Annotated in this window: 16 protein-coding genes and 1 pseudogene; 9 read left to right on the top strand and 8 right to left on the bottom strand. The window is 68.4% G+C overall.

What is annotated here, in order from left to right:
• Positions 1–38: 38 nt before the first annotated feature.
• Positions 39–839, top strand: coding sequence for a phosphatase (locus tag NY1_RS00860; RefSeq protein ID WP_067706682.1), 801 nt, complete (start codon positions 39–41; stop codon positions 837–839).
• 75 nt (positions 840–914) lie between these two features.
• Here the strand turns inward: NY1_RS00860 and NY1_RS00855 are convergent, their stop codons facing one another.
• On the bottom strand, positions 915–1,499 hold the full coding sequence (locus NY1_RS00855; protein ID WP_067707744.1) for an Rv2732c family membrane protein: 585 nt from the start codon (positions 1,497–1,499) through the stop codon (positions 915–917).
• Positions 1,500–1,759: 260 nt separating this feature from the next.
• A complete protein-coding gene (gene miaB / locus NY1_RS00850; protein ID WP_218028291.1) occupies positions 1,760–3,235 on the bottom strand; it encodes a tRNA (N6-isopentenyl adenosine(37)-C2)-methylthiotransferase MiaB in 1,476 nt (491 codons plus the stop codon).
• A 281-nt stretch (positions 3,236–3,516) separates the two neighbouring features.
• Here miaB and NY1_RS00845 point away from each other — a divergent pair, with 281 nt between their 5' ends.
• The 7 genes from NY1_RS00845 to kstD all read left to right on the top strand — a co-directional run bounded on the left by NY1_RS00845 (position 3,517) and on the right by kstD (position 10,991).
• Positions 3,517–4,245, top strand: a complete 729-nt coding sequence (locus NY1_RS00845) for an amino acid ABC transporter ATP-binding protein (protein ID WP_067707743.1) — start codon at positions 3,517–3,519, stop codon at positions 4,243–4,245.
• 34 nt (positions 4,246–4,279) lie between these two features.
• Positions 4,280–5,113, top strand: coding sequence for a glutamate ABC transporter substrate-binding protein (locus NY1_RS00840; RefSeq protein WP_067706676.1), 834 nt, complete (start codon positions 4,280–4,282; stop codon positions 5,111–5,113).
• Positions 5,114–5,183: 70 nt separating this feature from the next.
• Positions 5,184–5,864: an amino acid ABC transporter permease gene (locus NY1_RS00835; RefSeq protein ID WP_067706672.1), complete on the top strand. Its 681-nt coding sequence runs from the start codon at positions 5,184–5,186 to the stop codon at positions 5,862–5,864.
• Positions 5,861–6,760, top strand: a complete 900-nt coding sequence (locus tag NY1_RS00830; RefSeq protein WP_067706669.1) for an amino acid ABC transporter permease — start codon at positions 5,861–5,863, stop codon at positions 6,758–6,760. The genes NY1_RS00835 and NY1_RS00830 overlap by 4 nt, the downstream gene beginning before the upstream one ends.
• Before the next feature lie 168 nt (positions 6,761–6,928).
• Positions 6,929–8,491 (top strand): bifunctional phosphatase PAP2/diacylglycerol kinase family protein, encoded by a 1,563-nt coding sequence (locus tag NY1_RS00825; protein WP_084534498.1) that lies wholly within the window; start codon positions 6,929–6,931, stop codon positions 8,489–8,491.
• 181 nt (positions 8,492–8,672) lie between these two features.
• On the top strand, positions 8,673–9,260 hold the full coding sequence (locus tag NY1_RS00820; protein WP_067707742.1) for a TetR/AcrR family transcriptional regulator: 588 nt from the start codon (positions 8,673–8,675) through the stop codon (positions 9,258–9,260).
• 45 nt (positions 9,261–9,305) lie between these two features.
• Complete coding sequence (kstD, locus tag NY1_RS00815) at positions 9,306–10,991, top strand: 3-oxosteroid 1-dehydrogenase (protein ID WP_067706664.1); 1,686 nt, start codon at positions 9,306–9,308, stop codon at positions 10,989–10,991.
• A gap of 9 nt (positions 10,992–11,000) precedes the next feature.
• Here the strand turns inward: kstD and NY1_RS00810 are convergent, their stop codons facing one another.
• The 3 genes from NY1_RS00810 to NY1_RS00800 form a co-directional block, all read right to left on the bottom strand.
• Complete coding sequence (locus NY1_RS00810; protein WP_067706661.1) at positions 11,001–11,648, bottom strand: hypothetical protein; 648 nt, start codon at positions 11,646–11,648, stop codon at positions 11,001–11,003.
• Entirely contained in the window at positions 11,621–12,052 is a 432-nt protein-coding gene (locus NY1_RS44345) for a hypothetical protein (protein WP_233434154.1), read from the bottom strand. The genes NY1_RS00810 and NY1_RS44345 overlap by 28 nt, the downstream gene beginning before the upstream one ends.
• Positions 12,053–12,161: 109 nt before the next feature.
• Complete coding sequence (locus NY1_RS00800) at positions 12,162–12,707, bottom strand: helix-turn-helix domain-containing protein (protein ID WP_067706657.1); 546 nt, start codon at positions 12,705–12,707, stop codon at positions 12,162–12,164.
• Positions 12,708–12,783: 76 nt separating this feature from the next.
• Between NY1_RS00800 and NY1_RS00795 the strand changes: the two genes are divergently transcribed.
• Positions 12,784–14,154, top strand: coding sequence for an alpha/beta hydrolase (locus tag NY1_RS00795; RefSeq protein ID WP_067706654.1), 1,371 nt, complete (start codon positions 12,784–12,786; stop codon positions 14,152–14,154).
• Positions 14,155–14,257: 103 nt separating this feature from the next.
• Here NY1_RS00795 and recX read toward each other — a convergent pair.
• From recX to NY1_RS00780, 3 genes and pseudogenes are all read right to left on the bottom strand, one after another.
• A pseudogene (gene recX, locus NY1_RS45520) lies at positions 14,258–14,794 on the bottom strand (recombination regulator RecX); the annotation flags it as partial.
• A 939-nt stretch (positions 14,795–15,733) separates the two neighbouring features.
• Positions 15,734–16,768, bottom strand: a complete 1,035-nt coding sequence (gene recA / locus NY1_RS00785) for a recombinase RecA (protein ID WP_067706651.1) — start codon at positions 16,766–16,768, stop codon at positions 15,734–15,736.
• Between the two features lie 166 nt (positions 16,769–16,934).
• Complete coding sequence (locus NY1_RS00780) at positions 16,935–17,954, bottom strand: Lrp/AsnC family transcriptional regulator (RefSeq protein ID WP_067706648.1); 1,020 nt, start codon at positions 17,952–17,954, stop codon at positions 16,935–16,937.
• Positions 17,955–17,974: the final 20 nt, after the last annotated feature.

The following is a 17,974-nucleotide window of genomic DNA, read 5'->3' as shown; positions in this document are numbered from 1 at the left end:
CGCCGACGCGTACCGGCGATCGCGGTTAATGTCGATGCATGGGACCGAGCCGGGAAACCTTGATCGCGCATCTGCTCGCGACCGGAATGGCGGGGCGGGTAGCAACGCCGCGCGAGAACAACCTCGAGCATTTCCGGCGTCTCGCCGCGCGGGATCCGCACTACCTCTTCGGGCTGGATCCCGGTAGGCACTGGACCCCGGACACGATCCTGGATCTGATGGTCCGGAAGGTCGGCGTGAACCCGCGCCTGAACTACCGATTCGGCGTGGACACGATCGATCCGGAATTGACCGCCGACGCGCTCGACCGCTACGCCGCCCGGTTCGACACCGCGCTCCGGGAGAAGCAGCGGGTGCTGTTCGCGACCGGTCATCCGCGTACGCTCGCCCGGCTCTACCGGCATTTCGCGGCGGCGCTCGCCGAGGCCGGGGGCACGGTTCTCGAGGCCGGGGTGGGCCGGACCTACGAGGGCTTCACGAAGTACGGCCATCAGCGCCTCGAGATCGACTTCTTCCGCGGCGTGCATACGGCGGCGGACGCGGGCGGTTCGATCCATACCCACTCCCCCGCCCCGATCCTCCTAGCCCTCTCCGCCCTGAACGAGGCGGGCGAGCCGGCGCCCGATCTCGTTGTCGCCGACCATGGCTGGTGCGGCGGCGCGGCCCGGGCCGGAATCGACGCGATCGGTTTCGCGGACTGCAACGACCCCGCCCTCTTCGTCGGCGAGGAGGAGGGGACGGTCCGCGTCGCCGTCCCGATCGACGACGGCATCGACGCCGAAGAGTACGACCTCCTCGCCGCCTACGTCCTAGGCCGCGAATTCGCCACCGGCAAATAAGTCGACCTTGGTACACCACCGTGGAATTCGTCCGGATTCCCCACGGTGAGGTACCAAGGTCAGCTTTTGGAGCGGTTACTTGTCGCCGAAGAGCTTCTTGCGGTCGGCTTCTTCGGCTTTGGCGGCGTTGATGCGGCGCTGTTCCTCGGCGGCGAGGTGGACGGCGGTGCGGCTCCAGACGACGCGGATCCAGTGGAAGGTGAGGACCATGACGGCGATCGTCGCGAGGATCAGGCCTACGCCGGGGCCCGCGCCTTCGTAGTTGCCGAGGCCGGGGGTCTGGCGGTGCCAGATCGAGAAGACGCCGAAGACGCTCGCGATCGCGGAGCCGGCGACGGCGATCCAGGCGAGGGCCCAGCGGCGCGTGATCAGGGCCGCGAGGGAGAAGCCGATACCGAAGACGACGACGAACCATTCGAAGACGCGCGAGGGGAGGCCGATGTGCTCGGTCTGGGCGGCGGCGTCGTAGAGGAGGACGTCGAAGCCGCGCGCGGTGCCGGCGTGCGGGAGGACGAGCGAGAGGAGGAGGACGAAGACCGATCCGGCGACGACCATGGCGCGCACGCCCGGATCGATCTCCCCGGCGATCTTCCGCTCCACGGCCTCGAGCTCGGTGCGGAACTGCTCGAAGTCCTGACTGTCGTGCTCGGCCGCCTTCATGCTCTCCTCGTTCGCCTCGGGAGTCGCCGGGTCGCGCTCCGTATCGTCTTGCGCCGCAATCTCTTCGGGGTCGGCGTCGCGGCCCCGGGCGGGGTTCGCGCCGGACGCCTCGGCCGCCGTCGCCTCGGCCGCGCCGGATTCGCCAGGCGCGGTGGGTGAATCGGCCGCGCCGGGGTCGCCGGCCGGGGCGGGTGTATGAGCGGCACGCGGATTCGGCGATTCCTCGCCGGGGCGTGCGCGATCTACGTTGTCCGGATCGCTCATGCCCCGCAGCCTACGTCGCAACCGGCGGCGACGGGGGCGGGGGTCGGGACGCCGATGCTCGGCAGGCCGAGGCCGACGCCGATCGGGGCGGTCTTCGGGGTGATCCCCTTCTCGTGCGCGTCGCCCGCGCGAGTACGGCGGTGGGACAGGACCGCCCCGTCTGCGATGAGGTAGTGCGGGGCCGCGCCGGTGACATCGATGGTGATGACGTCGCCGGGGCGGATCTCGCTGCCGGGAGCCAGGTCGGCGGGCGGGCGGAAGTGCACGAGGCGGCCGTCGCGGGCGCGGCCGGACATGCGCGCGGTCGCGGCGTTCTTCTTGCCCGCGCCCTCGGCGACGAGGAGTTCGACGGTCGTCCCGATGAGCGCCTGATTCCCTTCCAGGGACACCTGCTCCTGGAGCGCGATGAGCCGGTCGTAGCGTTCCTGCACGACCGCCTTCGGCAGCTGATCGGGCATCGTCGCCGCGGGAGTGCCGGGGCGGATGGAGTATTGGAAGGTGAAGGCGCTGGTGAACCGCGCCTGCCGGACCACGTCGAGCGTCGCCTGGAAATCCTCCTCGGTCTCGCCGGGGAAGCCGACGATGATGTCGGTGGTGATCGCCGCGTGCGGCATGGCCGCGCGCACCTTCTCGATGATGCCGAGGAATTTCGCGCTGCGGTAGGAGCGGCGCATCGCCTTCAGGACGCGATCGGAACCGGACTGCAGCGGCATGTGCAGCTGCGGGCAGACGTTCGGCGTCTGCGCCATCGCCTCGATGACGTCGTCGGTGAATTCGGCCGGATGCGGGGAGGTGAAGCGGACCCGTTCGAGCCCTTCGATATTCCCGCACGCCCGCAGGAGTTTCGCGAAGGCGCCGCGATCGCGTTCCTCGTTCGGGTCGGCGAAGGAGACACCGTAGGAGTTCACGTTCTGCCCGAGCAGCGTCACCTCGCTGACGCCCTGCTCGACCAGCGCCTGCACTTCGGCGAGCACGTCACCGGGCCGGCGGTCGACTTCCTTGCCGCGCAGCGACGGCACGATGCAGAAGGTGCAGGTGTTGTTGCAGCCCACCGAGATCGACACCCAGCCGGCGTACGCGGATTCGCGCTTCGCGGGGAGGGTGGACGGGAACGCCTCGAGCGCCTCGATGATCTCGACCTGCGCCTGCTCGTTGTGCCGCGCCCGTTCCAGCAGCACCGGCAGCGAGCCGATGTTGTGGGTGCCGAAGACGACGTCCACCCACGGCGCCTTCTTGACCACGGTGTCGCGATCCTTCTGCGCCAGGCAGCCGCCGACCGCGATCTGCATGCCGGGCCGTTCCGCCTTGATCGGCGCGAGATGCCCGAGCGTGCCGTAGAGCTTGTTGTCGGCGTTCTCGCGCACCGCGCAGGTATTGAAGACGACCAGGTCGGCGGTCGCGCCGGGCTCGGCGCGGGTGTATCCGGCGTCCTCGAGCAGGCCCGACAGTCGTTCGGAGTCGTGCACGTTCATCTGACAGCCGTAGGTGCGGACCTCGTAGCTACGTGCTGAAACCTGCCCTGACGAATTCACCCAACCAGGGTAATGGCTGCCCCGTAGCGCCCATCCACCCCATCGGCTCCGCGTGACCTGGGTCTCGGCGATCTCCGCCGCGTCAATCCCCGGTTACGAGCGGGTGTCGAGTGACGGCACAGTGATGCCCGGAGCGGCCAAAGACGAGCATTTCGGGCACGGTGCGGCTAAGTTCACTGGTCATGACCGACGCTGCCGTATCCATGGACAAATCCGCGCCGATGATCTCGATGCGGAATGTGGACAAGCACTTCGGCTCGCTGCACGTTCTGCGTGACATCAATCTCGAAGTGCCCCGAGGGCAGGTCGTGATCGTGGTGGGACCGTCCGGATCCGGCAAGTCGACCCTGTGCCGCACCATCAACCGGTTGGAGACCATCGATTCCGGAGAGATCGCCATCGACGGGGTGACCCTCCCCGCCGAAGGCAAGGCCCTGGCGAAATTGCGCGCGGATGTGGGCATGGTGTTCCAGTCCTTCAATCTCTTCGCGCACAAGACGATCGTCGAGAACGTCATGCTCGCCCCCGTGAAGGTGCGCAAGCTCGACAAGGCCAAGGCCCGCGAAGAGGCGATGAAACTGCTGGAGCGGGTCGGTATCGCGAATCAGGCGGACAAGTATCCGGCCCAGCTGTCCGGCGGGCAGCAGCAACGCGTGGCGATCGCCCGCGCCCTCGCCATGAATCCGAAGGTGATGCTGTTCGACGAGCCCACCTCCGCGCTCGACCCGGAGATGGTGTCCGAGGTGCTCGAGGTGATGGTGCAGCTCGCCAAGGACGGTATGACGATGGTCGTGGTCACCCACGAGATGGGTTTCGCACGCCGGGCCGGCAATCGGGTGCTGTTCATGGCGGACGGCCAGATCGTCGAGGACACCGACCCGGACGCCTTCTTCACCGCCCCGAAATCCGATCGCGCCAAGGACTTCCTCGGCAAGATCCTCAGCCACTGACATTCGATTTTTCACGAGAGAAGAGGGACTTTCGATGAGGTTCAACAAGGCGCTGCGCGTCGCTGTCGGAGCGGTCGCGCTCGCGGTCGTGGCCAGCGGCTGTGGCGGCGGCAGCGACAAGACCGCCAGCGAGCACGCCGCCGACGGCAAGCTGACGGTCGGCATCAAGTTCGATCAGCCGGGCCTGGGCCTACGCAACAAGGACGGCTCCTACAGCGGTTTCGACGTGGACGTCGCGAAGTACGTGGGCGAGAAGCTGGGCGTGAAGCCGGACGCCATCGTGTTCAAGGAGTCGCCGTCGGGGCAGCGCGAGACGCTGATCCAGAACGGGCAGGTCGATTTCATCGTCGCCACCTACTCGATCACCGACAAGCGCAAGGAGAAGGTCGATTTCGCGGGCCCGTACTTCCAGACCGGTCAGTCGCTGCTGGTGCGTTCGGATAATGCCGACATCACCGGCGTGGAATCGCTGACCGGCAACAAGAAGCTGTGCTCGGTGAAGGGCTCCACCCCGGCGCAGAACGTGAAGGACAAGTACGCCAAGGAAGTTCAGCTCCAGGAGTACGACACCTACTCGCTGTGCGTGGAGGCGCTGAAGTCCGGTTCCGTGGACGCGGTCACCACCGACGACATCATCCTGCGCGGTTACGCGGCGCAGTCGCCGGGCGCGCTGAAGGTCGTCGGCGCGCCGTTCTCCACCGAGAAGTACGGCATCGGCGTGAAGAAGGGCGATTCCGAATCGCGCGGCAAGATCAATGACGCCATCGAGGCCATGATCACCTCCGGCGCCTGGAAGGCCGCGCTGGAGAAGAACTTCGCCGGCACGGGCTTCGCCGTCCCCGCGCCGCCGACGGTGGACCGCTACTGAGCTGACGTCGCGCGCCGGGTCCGACAGGCCCCGGCGCGCTTCGCTTTTCGATCGGAGGGACGCGTTCACCGTGACCGACTTGCTTTCGAACTATCACACCCAGTTGCTCGACGCGTTCTGGGTGACCATCAAACTGACGCTGTATTCGGGGCTGCTGGCGCTGATCCTGGGCACGATCGTGGCCGCCATGCGGGTCTCGCCGGTGCCCGTCGCGCGGTGGGTCGGCACGATGTACGTCACGATCTTCCGCAATACCCCGCTGACGCTGATCATCGTCTTCTGCTCGCTGGGGCTCTACCAGACGCTGGGCCTTAGGCTAGCGCCCGCCGGACCGAACGACCTGGCGGAGAACAACTTCCGGTTCGCGGTCATCGGATTGAGCGTCTACACGGCGGCTTTCGTGTGTGAATCGCTGCGCTCGGGCATCAATACGGTGCCGCTGGGCCAGTCCGAGGCGGGCCGCTCACTGGGCCTGACCTTCGGCCAGAATCTGCGGATGGTGGTGCTGCCGCAGGCGTTTCGCGCCGTCATCGGCCCGCTCGGCAGCGTGTTCATCGCCCTGACGAAGAACTCCACGGTGGCCTCGGTGATCGGCGTGGCCGAGGCCGCGCTGCTGATGGACACCATGACCGAGAACGAGGCCATGCCGCTGGCCATCGGCGCCATCTTCGCGGCCGGCTTCGTGATCCTGACGCTGCCCACCGGTCTGCTGTTCGGCTGGCTGGCCAAACGATACGAGGTGGCGCGATGAGCACGGCTTCGGTTCTCTACGACGCCCCCGGGCCCAAGGCGAAACTGCGGTACCGGCTCTACACGGTGCTGGTGCTGGCGGCGGTGCTGGCCGTCGGCTGGTTCCTCTACCACGGCCTGGACGAGAAGGGACAGTTCACCGCCGAGAAGTGGAAGCCGTTCCTGGAAGGGCAGATCTGGACCACCTACCTGCTGCCCGGCCTGCGCGGCACGGTGGTCGCGGCGGTGCTGTCGATCGTGCTGGCGCTGGTGATCGGCATGATCTTCGGCATTCTGCGGCTGTCCGAGCACCGGGTGGTGCGGGCGGTGGCGGGCACCATCGTGGAAGTGGCGCGGGCGATTCCCGTGCTGATCCTGATGATCTTCCTCTTCGCGATCTACGCCCAGTACAACGTCTTCCCGTCCGAACAGCTCGCGCTGGCGGCCGTGGTGACGGCGCTGACCATCTACAACGGCTCGGTCATCGCCGAGATCGTGCGCTCGGGCATCCGCTCGCTCCCGCGCGGCCAATCCGAAGCAGCGGTGGCCCTGGGCATGCGCAAGGGCCAGCTGATGCGGCTCATCCTGCTCCCGCAGGCCGTCACCGCCATGCTCCCGGCGCTGATCTCGCAGATGGTGGTGGCGCTCAAGGACTCCGCGCTCGGCTATGCGATCACCTATCCCGAAGTGGTCCGCGCCGGTAAGCAGCTCGGTGCGGCCGAGCAGAACACCATCCCGGCGCTGCTGGTGATCGCGATCATCATGATCGCCCTGAACTACGCGCTGAGCGTGTTCGCGACCGTGGTGGAACGCTGGCTGCGCACCCGCAAACGCGGTGGGCGCACGGTGGTTCCGGCGGGCAATGTGCCGCCGCCGCCCGGTATGAACGTGGTCACCGCCAACGACGGCAGCGCCTGACGCCCGCACGCACCTGATCGACGGCCCCGCGGCAGATCGGAGATCGAATGGCACATCGGCGCAAGACTGGAAACAGCTTCGCGCCGGTGTGCCATTCGTCGTTTCCCGGGCGGGGCGAAAGCCGCTGGGGCGGTTGGCATCGGCGGGAATGTCGGTAGGGTCGATCTGGTGAGTGGCTGGGTACGGCGGAAGTTTCAGCGGGTCGGGCGATTCGATCGGGCGATCGAACGCGGGGTGGGCGGACTGCCCCCCTCGGTGGTCGATCGGGGGCTGCTGCGGCTCACCGAGAGCGCGAATTACAGTGCGTTGTGGCTGGTCATCGCGGGGGTGCTGGCCGCGAACAAGGGGACTACGCGGCGGGCGGCCATGCGCGGGGTGGCGTCGGTCGGGGGCGCGAGCCTGGTCGTGAACGCCGGGCTGAAATCGCTGGTGGCGCGGCGGCGGCCGGCGGCGGAGGTGCTGCCCGCCTACCGGCAGCTGGTGCCGGTGCCGACCTCGTCGTCGTTCCCGTCCGGGCATGCGGCGTGCGCGGCGGCGTTCGCGACCGCGGTGGCGCTCGAAAGTCCGCGTACCGCTTTGGCTATCGCGCCGCTGGCGGCCACGGTCGCCTATTCGCGGGTGCACACCGGCGCGCACTGGACCTCCGATGTGCTGGTCGGGGCGGCGGTCGGATCCGGGGTCGCGCTCGCCACCCGGCGCTGGTGGCCGGTGCGGGAATCGGATGAGGCGCTGGCGCGGCTCGCGCTGGAAGCACCCGCCATGCCGGACGGCAAAGGGCTGCTGGTCATGGTGAATCCGGTGTCCGGGGACCCGAATTACGATCCGACCTTCGATATCGCGGCCGCGCTGCCCGCCGCGACCGTATTGCGGACGCGGCCGGATATCGATGTGGCCGATCAGCTCGAGGGGTTGCTCGCCGATCCGGCCGAACCCGTCCTGGCCGTCGGCGTCGCGGGCGGCGACGGCACCGTGGCGGCGGTCGCGGCGGTGGCCCTGCGGCACGAATTGCCGCTGGTGGTGGTGCCGACCGGGACGCTGAACCATTTCGCGCGCGATCTCGGGGTGTACGACCTGCAAGAGGTGGTCGATGCGACCGGGGCGGGCGAAGCCGTGTCCGTCGATATCGCGTGCGTGGAGTTCGACGACGGAACCGGTTCGCGCGTGCGGCATCTCATCAATACCTCCAGCCTCGGCACCTACCCGGATCTGGTGCAGTTGCGCGAGAAGTGGCAGCAGCGGTGGGGCAAGTGGCCCGCTTTCGCCGCCGCGCTGGTGGTGACGCTGCGGCGGGCCGAACCGGTCGAGATCTCCCTGGACGGGCGCTGGCAGCGGGTGTGGTTCCTGTTCGTCGGCAACGGCCCGTACCACCCGCACGGCGCGGTGCCCGCGTTCCGCGACCGGCTCGATTCCGGGCTGCTGGACGTACGCTGGCTGCGCGCCGATCTGCGCTGGTCGCGAACCCGCGCGGTGGTGGCGATGCTGCTGGCGGCGATCGGGCACAGCCGGGTGTACGGGGAACGCCAGATGCCCGAGCTGGCAGTGCAATTGCCCGCGCCGGAAGCGCTCGCCACCGACGGTGAAGTGGTCGGCAAGGCCACCCACTTGCGCTATTCCATGGCGGGCCGGATCGCGGTCTACCGCCGTGACGAATCCAATCCGCGCTGGTCCGACCGGATTCGGCCACATCACCGGCGTGCGCCGTGGCTCGGCGAGGTCTTCCGCTCGCGCTGATATTCGCATCGATCGCGCCCGGGGCGGGCGTTTCGGCACCTCCGTAACCCGCCGCCCCGCGGGCCGCGATCGCGTGTGCATTTCTTCTTGACAGTAACTGTCACATAGATAGACACTCTCCACAAGCGCTGTGGTGCCGCGAGAACGGCTCGGCGCGTTCGTATTACGAGAGGGAGTGTCCATGTCACTGCGGGAACGACAGCGGCGGCAGATCCGGGCGGAGATCCAGCGGGCGGCGTTCGAGCTGTTCGCGCGGAGCGGATTCGACGAGGTGACCACCGAGCAGATCGCGGCCGCGGCGGGGGTGTCGGCGAGCACCTATTTCCGGCATGTGCGCAGCAAGGAGGATCTGCTGCTGGATCCGGTGCGTGAGGGCGGGGCCGGGCTGGCGCTGCTGCTGGAGGAGCGGCCGTGTGACGAGCCCGCGGATATCGCGCTCGCACAGGCGATTCTGACGCGGTCGGCGACGCTCACGCCCGCGGATCTCGAGCAGTGGCGGGCCGCTTTCCGGACCGCGCCGCATCTGCTGGATCGGGTCGCGCTGGTCACCGCCGAGCATCGGGAACGCCTGGTCGAGCTGGTCGCGCAGCGCATGTCGCGCGATCCCGAGGCCGACAGCAATCCCGGGCTGCTGGTGCATCTCATGCTGGCCGCGGCCGAATTCGGCTATCTGCAATGGCTGCGGCGGCCCGATCAGCCGGGGGCCTCGCTGCGGGTGTGCGTCGAAGGCGCGGTGGACGCGGTGCGCGGGGCGCGCTGGCGGGACTGATCGCGGCGGCGATCGGGCGGCAACAGAACATCGGAGTGATGAAAAATGCGGTACGACAACGGCAATGACGAAATCTTCGATCTGATCGTGGTGGGGTCGGGGGCGGCCGGGATGGCGGCGGCGATCACCGCGGCCCGGCACGGGCTGTCCACGGTCATCGTGGAAAAGTCGCGGTACTGGGGCGGATCCTCGGCGCGATCCGGTGGCGGGGTGTGGATTCCGGGGAATTCGGTGCTGCGGCGGGAAGCGCCGGCCGACGATATCGAGGAGGCGCGGCGGTATCTGGCGGCGATCATCGGCACGGAGGTGGCATCCGAGCGGATCGACGCCTATCTCGATCGCGGGCCGGAAGCACTGGAGTTCCTGCTCGCCCATTCGCCGCTGAAACTCGAATGGGTGCAAGGGTATTCGGACTATCTCCCCGAAGCGCCGGGCGGGCGGGCCGGTGGGCGGTCGTGTGAACCGCTGCCGTTCGACGGCCGGGCATTGGGGGCCGATCTCGAGACGTTGCATCCGCCGTACGCCGAAGGGCCGGCGGGGGTGGTGTTCAAGCAGGGCGAATATCGCTGGATGAGCACCGGATTGCGGAATTGGCGGGGGCCGCGCACGATGCTGCGAGTCGGCATGCGGACGGCGCTGGGCCGGATTCGCGGGCAGAAGCTGCTCGGGCTGGGGTCGGCACTCATGGGGCCGCTCATGCTGGGCGTGCGGGCGGCGGGAGTGCCGGTGCGGTTGGACACCGGGATGATCGAGCTGGTCACCGAAGGCGGGCGGGTCAGCGGGATCGTGTTGGAGCACAACGGTATTCGCTCCACCCTGCGAGCTCGACGCGGTGTGGTGCTGGCCAGTGGCGGGTTCGATCACAATCCCGAGATGCGCACGAAATACCATCGCGAACCGGTGACCGCCGATCTGAGCCTGGGTGCGCCCACCAATACCGGCGATGGCATAACTGCGGCCCAAAGGGTCGGCGCCACGGTGTCTTTCATGTCCGATGCCTGGTGGGCGCCGTCCATTCCGATGCCCAAGGGCCCGTGGTTCGCGCTGTCCGAACGGTCGCTCCCGCGCAGCCTCATCGTGAACGACCGTGGCGTGCGGTTCATGAACGAATCGCTACCCTACGTCGAGGCCACGCATCGGATGTTCGGCGGCGAGCACGGCATCGGCGACGGGCCGGCCGAGAACCTGCCCGCGTGGCTGATCTTCGACCAGACCTATCGCAATCGGTACGTCTTCGCGGGAGTGCCTCCCCGGCAACGTCTTCCGCGATCGTGGGTGCGCTCCGGCGCGATCACGACCGCGGGCACGCTGACCGAACTGGCCGAGCGGATCGGTATTCCCGCTGCGGCGCTCGAGGCCACGGTCAGCCGGTTCAACGGTCACGCGCGCGGCGGCAGCGATCCCGATTTCGGGCGCGGTGAGAGCGCGTACGACCACTACTACGGCGATCTCGCGAACAAGCCCAATCCCAGTCTCGGCGAACTGACCAAGCCGCCGTTCTATGCGGCTCGCATGGTTCCCGGGGATCTCGGCACCAAGGGCGGTATCGACACCGATATCCATGCCCGTGCCCTGCGCGCGGACGGGTCGGTGATCGAAGGGCTTTATGCCGCGGGCAATACCAGCTCGCCGGTCATGGGGTACACGTATGCCGGTCCGGGCGCGACGATCGGTCCCGCGCTGGTGTTCGGCTATCTCGCCGCGCTCGACGCCGCGGGGGCGGCGCGGTAGCGGGATCGTTCACCAGAAGCCGGCGATATCGTGCGCGAGGGCGAGATCGCCGGCCCACGGCAGTTCGTGATCGCGTTCGTAAGCATGGAACAGGCGCTGCCGCACCGTGTCCCGGGCCAGCCAGGCCCGGACCGCGGACGCCGATCGATCCTGCGGGAGCGAACCGGAGACCAGCGCCGCCAGATGCCGGTCCGCGGCGCTGTCCGTGCGGGCGTCCCAAGCCGCGAGGAAGCCGTCCGGGGCGATGCCCGCCACCGCGACCGAGCGGAGGAAGTCCTCGGCCAGCGCGAAAGCGCCCAGACGAGAGGGGAATTCGCGCAGCAGAGCCGACCAGACCGCGTCGCAGTAGCCTTCGATGGCGCGCTGTTCCCCGTCCGGCCAGCTCCGCCAATCCTCCTGGGGCAGTTTGGCCAGCACCAGGTCGGCATCCAATTCCATGGAATTGACCAGGCATTCGAGCAGCATCGGCAGTAAGGCCTTCACATCGGAGCGAGTGCCGATGGTGTTGCCCAGTTTCAGCGTGAGCGAGAACAGATCGAATTCGTCGACCGGCACGGGCGGGCCGCAATGCGGGCAGCGGTCCAGGACCGGGCGGCGCGGATAGCTCGCGAAGACCCGGTTCAGGTCGGTCAAGGCCGCTGCGACGACACGGTCCATGTTCCGATTCTGGCAGCCGAGCGGTCGGGCTTCGAGCGGAAGAACATGTAGAGGCCGGTGCCCAGCAACAACGCGAGCGGGAACAGCGGCAGATAGGACACCCAGATCAGCGGATCCGGCAGCGCCAGCGCGATGAAGGTCGCGACGACGGTCAGCGTGAACACGACACCGGACCAGCGATGCGTGCGCCGGAGCGGGGACGCCGACGCGGTGGCCGGTTTCGTGTACGACCGGACCAGCAGGTACAGGCCCGAGAACAGCAGCAAGGCCAGGAACGGCAGCGGCAGATAGGAGAACCAGACCGGGCCGGACAGCGCCAGGGCGACGATCGTGACGACCACGCTCGCGGCGAAAACAATGGCCAGCCATCGGTGCGCCCGGCGGATTCGCGTACTCCAGTTCATCGAAACCCCTCTCGAATGCTCCGGCCCTGGCAATGCGCCGATCGGGCAATTGAGAAGAACGCTAGTTACCGGTCCGCGAACAATGCTTCTCGATTCCTGATCGATGCGGTCAGTCCGAAGAGTCGGTAGCCGCTTCGGCGGGGAAATGGATGGGGCTCAGCAGATAGCGGGTGCGGTCCGGAGTGGGCTGATTGGCCAGACGGGGCAGGATCACCCGGCGCAGGTCGGCGAGGAACTCCGCCAGTTCACCGGGATCGAGCCAGACGGCGTGCTGGCGATAGCCGACGAGATCGCGGACCGGGTCGGCGTCCGCACGGTCCAAGTACGCGTTGTATTCGGCGATCAGCACGGCCATGGCGGTCGCGAAGATGCGGCGATGGTCGTCCGGGCTCGCACCGGCCGCCGTCTCGTCATCGACGGCCGCGCGTTCGGCACGCAGCCGGTAGTGGCGCTCGACCGCACCCCGCACCCGGCGTTCCTGTGCGACCTCCAGAATTCCGGCCGTGGCCAGGGCCTCGACATGGCGATACACGGTGGCCTTGGAAATATCCGGCAGCAGGGCGCACAGGTCGGCGGTGGTGAGCGCGCGGTCGCCGCGCAGGGCGTGCACGATGCGCAGGCGGGCCGGGTGGGCGATCAGTTCGAGGGCATCCACTGGTCAATGTTCTCACACACTGATACCGTTCTCATTACGCGAGAATGGTCGCGAATTCGAGCAGACGGGGGTCGCCATGACGACGCGAATTGATCCGATAACCGCCGCGGCCGGCGTGCTGGACCTGTTGCGTGCCGAGCGGTTCGACGAATTGGCGGGACTGTTCTCGCCCGAGCTGAGCGCGGCGGCCTCGCCCGCTGCGGTGCGGGTCGGCTGGACCACCGAGGTCGGCCGGATCGGCGGGATCGGCGCGGTCGGACCGGCGGTCACCGAACCCCTGGACGGCGAACTGACGCTGGTGAAGGTTCCGGTAACGGGCGAACGGGGCGCGATCGAGGTGCGATTCTCGGTCGACACCGCGGGGGCGCTGCACGGCTTCCGGCTCGCACCACCGGCCGGATCGGCTTGGGCGGCACCGGGTTACGCGGTCGCACGCCGTTTCCGGGAACGGGACGTCACGCTCGGCTCCGGCGACCGCGCCGTCCCCGGCACGCTCACCCTGCCCACGCGCCGGGGCCGCCGCCCGGCAGTGATCCTGGTGTCCTCCGGTGCGATGGACCGCGACGTATCCTTCGGACCGAACAAGCCGTTCAAGGATCTCGCCTGGGGTCTGGCCAGCCGCGGCATCGCCGTATTGCGCTTCGACAAGGTCAATTTCGTGCACCCGGAACTGAACAGCCGCGACGGCTTCACCATGGTCGAGGAATACCTCCCCGCCAACCTCGCGGCCGTCGAACTGCTGCAACGGGAATCGCGCATCGACGCGCATCGCATCTTCGTCCTGGGCCACAGCGGCGGCGGCAAGGCGGTCCCGCGCATCGTCGCCGCCGAACCGTCCATAGCCGGTATGGCCATCCTCGCGGGCGACACCGTCCCCCTGCCGCAGTCCGCCGTCCGCGTCTTCGAATACCTGGCGGCACAGGACCCCCACCACGATCGCACCGAATCCCTCGCCGCCGTCACCCGCGCCGCCGAACTGACCGCAAACCCTGCCCTCTCCCCCGGCACCCCGCCCGCCGACCTACTGTTCGGCCTCCCCGCCTCCTACTGGCTCGACCTCCGCACCTACGACCAGGTGGCCACCGCCGCCGCCCTCCACAAACCCACCCTCATCCTGCAAGGCGGCCGCGACTACCAGGTCACCGCCGAAGCCGACCTCCCCAATTGGCAAGCGGCCCTGGCCGACAGACCCGAAGTCTCGATCCGCCTCCACCCGGCCGCCGACCACATGTTCTACCCCGGCAACGCCCCCTCCACCCCGGCCGACCTGGAAAAGCCCAACCACGTCTGCCCCGCCGTAATCGACGACCTCGCCCACTGGTTCACCACCACCGGCCGCCGCAACCCGATCACCCGCTTCCGGTCCCGCAGGCGCGATCAACCGACTCGATCGAACAGCGGCCCACGTGCATCGCGCGCCCAGTCGAGTTCGGAAGCGGCCGAGTAGTTCCCGGCCCCGCGAGGTAGTTCCCTCGCCCCGCGAGGTAGTTCCCGGCCCCGCGAGCTCGGCCCTGACCGCGGCATTCGCCATGCCGGACAGCGTCTCTTCGTCAGTCGAAAGCGCCGCGATCGAGGTCGTCGCCGACGGCCGCGAGTTCGGCTTTCACGACCGCGTACGCGGTGCCCGAGTTGTAGCCGCGACGAGCCAGCATCCCGACCAAGCGGCGAATCGCCTTCTCCCGGTCCAGATCCCGCGGCAACGAACGCAACTTACGCCGGACCAGATCCGCGGCCCGCTCCTGCTCGTCATCAGAGGTAATGGCGGACAGGGCTTCCTCGGCCTCCTCCTGCCCCACCCCTTTGCGCCGCAACTCCTGCGCCAACGCCCGCTTGCCTTTACCGGAAAAGGTATGCCGGGACTGCACCCACTGCTGCGCGAAAGCGGCGTCATCGATCAGCCCCACCTCGGTGAGCCGATCCAGCACCTTGTTCGCCACCGCCTCCGAATACCCTCTGTCGGCCAGCTTGGTAGCCAGCTCCGAACGGCTACGCGCACGATCGGTCAGCAACCGCAGGCAAACCTCCTTGGCCTGCGCTTCGGTCCCGCCTCCGGGCAGCCCGGTCTCGCCGGATTCGCCACCGCCCGCACGATATCCGCGCCGTCCGCTCCTGCCGCGCGTACGACGGCCGGACTCGCGCCCTGTCTCATCGGCTGTCTCGTCGGACTGTTCCGCGGTTCGCCCCTCGGCATATGCCCCGTAGCCGCGGCGAGCCCCGCCACCACGGCGACTCCGGCCGGGACGCGAAGGGAAATCGTCGGCAGCGCTGTCCGATTCGCGCTCCGCCAGATGCGATGCGGGGTCATCCGCACCATCCCGCGATGTCGCGTCGGAGCTGCGTCCACGGCGGGCCAGGCGCGACTCGCCATCCACCGACGTCTCGTGATCGTCCGCGCCGCCGGTGGGGGTCGGCGGCGCTTCCTCCCGCCGCCGACCCCATGTCGACCGGCTCTGGTCGGGTGAGGTGGTGCGCTGGGTTCGCGTCGCATTGCGTTGGGCGCGAACGGGTTTCGTAGGTGGTTCGGCGGACTCGGCGTCGCCGTCGGGTTCGGTGGCGGAGTCGGCGCTGTCGCCGGAAGCGGGTGTGGCGGTCCGGCGGCGGCGGAGTGTGCTGGGCGGATCCTCGTACGAATCGTCCGGCGCGGTCTCGTCGGCGTCGTTCGATTCGAAAGCGTCGCCGTATCGGGTGCCGTAGCTATCGCGAGTGGCGGTTCCATGGTCGGCGGGCTGAGTCGACCAGGTGTCGCGGGACGGGTTCGCGTAGGGGTCGGCGGTAGACCAGCTGTTGCGGGGTTCGTAGGAGTTCGGGTGGGAGTCGTAGGCGGCCTTGGCGTACGGGTCCGAGCCGAACAGCTGAGTCGAATCGGCGCCGCGGGTCGAACTGCGCGGAGCGCGGGGCTCGGTGCGGCGGCGAGACTTCGACTCCAGGGCGTCGAGTTGGCGGCGGAGGCGTTCGACGGCCTCGAGTTTGGGGGCGGGCCCCGGCGGATCCTGCCGGGGCCCTGCGGTTTCCCGATCGGTCATCGGTTAGAAGTCGGCGGCTCCGGCGTCGGCGGTGACATCGGCGCCGATGCCGAGCTTTTCCTTGATCTTCTTCTCGATCTCGTCGCGCACGTCGGTGTTCTCCAGCAGGAACTTGCGGGCGTTCTCCTTGCCCTGGCCGAGCTGGTCGCCCTCGTAGGTGTACCAGGACCCGGACTTGCGGATGAAGCCCTGATCGACACCCATATCGATGATCGACCCCTCCTTGGAGATGCCGACGCCGTAGAGGATGTCGAACTCGGCCTGCTTGAACGGCGGGGAGACCTTGTTCTTGACGACCTTGACGCGGGTGCGGTTGCCGACCGCGTCGGAACCGTCCTTCAGGGTCTCGATGCGGCGCACGTCCAGGCGCACGGAGGCGTAGAACTTCAGCGCCTTACCACCGGTCGTGGTCTCGGGCGAACCGAACATGACGCCGATCTTCTCGCGCAGCTGGTTGATGAAGATGGCGGTGGTGCCGGAGTTGTTGAGCGCCGAGGTCATCTTGCGCAGCGCCTGGCTCATCAGGCGGGCCTGCAGACCGACGTGGCTGTCACCCATCTCGCCTTCGATTTCCGCGCGCGGCACCAGGGCGGCCACGGAGTCGATGACGATGATGTCGATGGCGCCGGAACGCACCAGCATGTCGGCGATTTCGAGCGCCTGCTCACCGGTGTCGGGCTGCGAGACCAGCAGCGCGTCGGTGTCCACGCCGAGCTTGCGGGCGTAGTCCGGGTCGAGCGCGTGCTCGGCGTCGATGAAGGCGGCGACACCGCCGGCGGCCTGCGCGTTCGCGACGGCGTGCAGGGCGACGGTGGTCTTACCGGAGGATTCCGGACCGTAGATCTCGACGACGCGGCCGCGCGGCAGGCCGCCGAGGCCGAGCGCCACGTCGAGCGCGATGGAGCCGGTCGGAATGACCGAAATGGGCTGGCGGGCCTCTTCGCCGAGGCGCATCACGGCGCCCTTGCCGAAGCTCTTCTCGACCTGCGCCAATGCCAGTTCGAGCGCCTTGTCGCGATCGAAAGCCTGTGGTGCCATCGCTGGTTCCCCTTCTCGACGGGTGTGTCTCGTGCTGTGGTTGGCGCCCACGTTAGAGGGCCGCACCGACAAGTTCCGACGACGAGCATAAACGAACACGTGTTCGAGGCAAGCGACGCGCCCTCCGACACGCGGGCCGACCCGGCCGGCGCACGGCAATTCCGGGTCAGCGCCCGACCGTCGGCCGATTCGACAGCAACGTCTGCTGCTGTTTGAACACCCGCAGCGCCATGGTCACCTCCACCTCGTCGATCCCGTCGAGGGTTCCGAGGCTCTCGGTCACATAGCGGTACAGGTGCGAGATATCGGTACATTCCACCGACACGATGAGGTTCGCGGTGCCGGTGGTCGCGCCCACGAACGCCACTTCGGGATGATTCGACACCGCCGTCCCCACCGCTTCCAGCCGCGCGGGCCGCACCCGCAGCCACAGCATGCCGCGGGTGCGGAATCCCATGCGCTCCAAGGCGAAATCGAGGTCGAAGTACAGCACCCCGGCCGCGACGAGTTCCTGCATGCGCCGGGCGACACGGGTGGCGCTCCAGCCGGTGGCGGCGGCGAGTTGCGCGTAGGGCGCGCGCCCGTCCCGCGCCAGCAGGGTCAGCATGGCCTCGTCTTCCCGGGTCAGCGTGACCGCGCCCGCCGATTCCGGCCCGTCCCGGCGCGGCCGCGGCGGCCCGAGTTCGGCCACCTGTTCCGGGCTGAGCAGGCTGCCGTAGCGCGGCCATTCCTCCGCGCCCGGGAACGCCCGCATCACCTCGTAGACGTTCATGCCCTGCACCTGCCCGGCGTTCGGGATCAGGCGCAGCAGCAGTTCGTCGCGCCGTTCCACCGAGCGCGGCCGCCCCACGCAGGTCACCTCGAAGCCGGTGGACAGCAGCGACACCCAGCTCAGATCCGGTTGCCGCGCAAGCGATTCGGCCAATGCGACCGCTCGCGCCGGGGTGGTCCGGATGCGCAGCATCCAGCGCGCCTGTCCGAGCGGTGTCATGTTCACCTGCCCCGACACGTGCACGATGCCGCGCTGCCGCAGCGACCGGTAGCGCCGCGCCACGGTCTGTTCGGAGACGCCGAGAATGGCCCCGAGCCGGGCGAACGGGATGCGCGCGTCGACGACCAGGCCGTGCACGATCTGTTTGTCGAGCACATCCATGATGGCGGAATTCGCGTCGATTTCTCCGACCATAGGAGGAATCTACCGCAATC

It is taken from the genome of Nocardia yamanashiensis NBRC 100130, from assembly GCF_001613325.1.
Lineage (GTDB): Bacteria > Actinomycetota > Actinomycetes > Mycobacteriales > Mycobacteriaceae > Nocardia > Nocardia yamanashiensis.
Note: the sequence above shows the minus strand (reverse complement) of the source record. Positions and strands in the feature narration are given on the sequence as shown.

Bases quoted from the DNA above. Each gene is read 5' to 3' on its own strand.
- NY1_RS00860 (WP_067706682.1), top strand. From the start codon at position 39: ATGGGACCGAGCCGGGAAACCTTGATCGCGCATCTGCTCGCGACCGGA.
- NY1_RS44345 (WP_233434154.1), bottom strand. From the start codon at position 12,052: ATGAACTGGAGTACGCGAATCCGCCGGGCGCACCGATGGCTGGCCATT.
- NY1_RS00830 (WP_067706669.1), top strand. From the start codon at position 5,861: ATGAGCACGGCTTCGGTTCTCTACGACGCCCCCGGGCCCAAGGCGAAA.
- NY1_RS00855 (WP_067707744.1), bottom strand. From the start codon at position 1,499: ATGAAGGCGGCCGAGCACGACAGTCAGGACTTCGAGCAGTTCCGCACC.
- miaB (WP_218028291.1), bottom strand. From the start codon at position 3,235: ATGAACGTGCACGACTCCGAACGACTGTCGGGCCTGCTCGAGGACGCC.
- NY1_RS00780 (WP_067706648.1), bottom strand. From the start codon at position 17,954: ATGGTCGGAGAAATCGACGCGAATTCCGCCATCATGGATGTGCTCGAC.
- NY1_RS00820 (WP_067707742.1), top strand. From the start codon at position 8,673: ATGTCACTGCGGGAACGACAGCGGCGGCAGATCCGGGCGGAGATCCAG.
- recA (WP_067706651.1), bottom strand. From the start codon at position 16,768: ATGGCACCACAGGCTTTCGATCGCGACAAGGCGCTCGAACTGGCATTG.
- NY1_RS00845 (WP_067707743.1), top strand. From the start codon at position 3,517: ATGATCTCGATGCGGAATGTGGACAAGCACTTCGGCTCGCTGCACGTT.
- NY1_RS00810 (WP_067706661.1), bottom strand. From the start codon at position 11,648: ATGGACCGTGTCGTCGCAGCGGCCTTGACCGACCTGAACCGGGTCTTC.
- kstD (WP_067706664.1), top strand. From the start codon at position 9,306: ATGCGGTACGACAACGGCAATGACGAAATCTTCGATCTGATCGTGGTG.
- NY1_RS00840 (WP_067706676.1), top strand. From the start codon at position 4,280: ATGAGGTTCAACAAGGCGCTGCGCGTCGCTGTCGGAGCGGTCGCGCTC.
- NY1_RS00795 (WP_067706654.1), top strand. From the start codon at position 12,784: ATGACGACGCGAATTGATCCGATAACCGCCGCGGCCGGCGTGCTGGAC.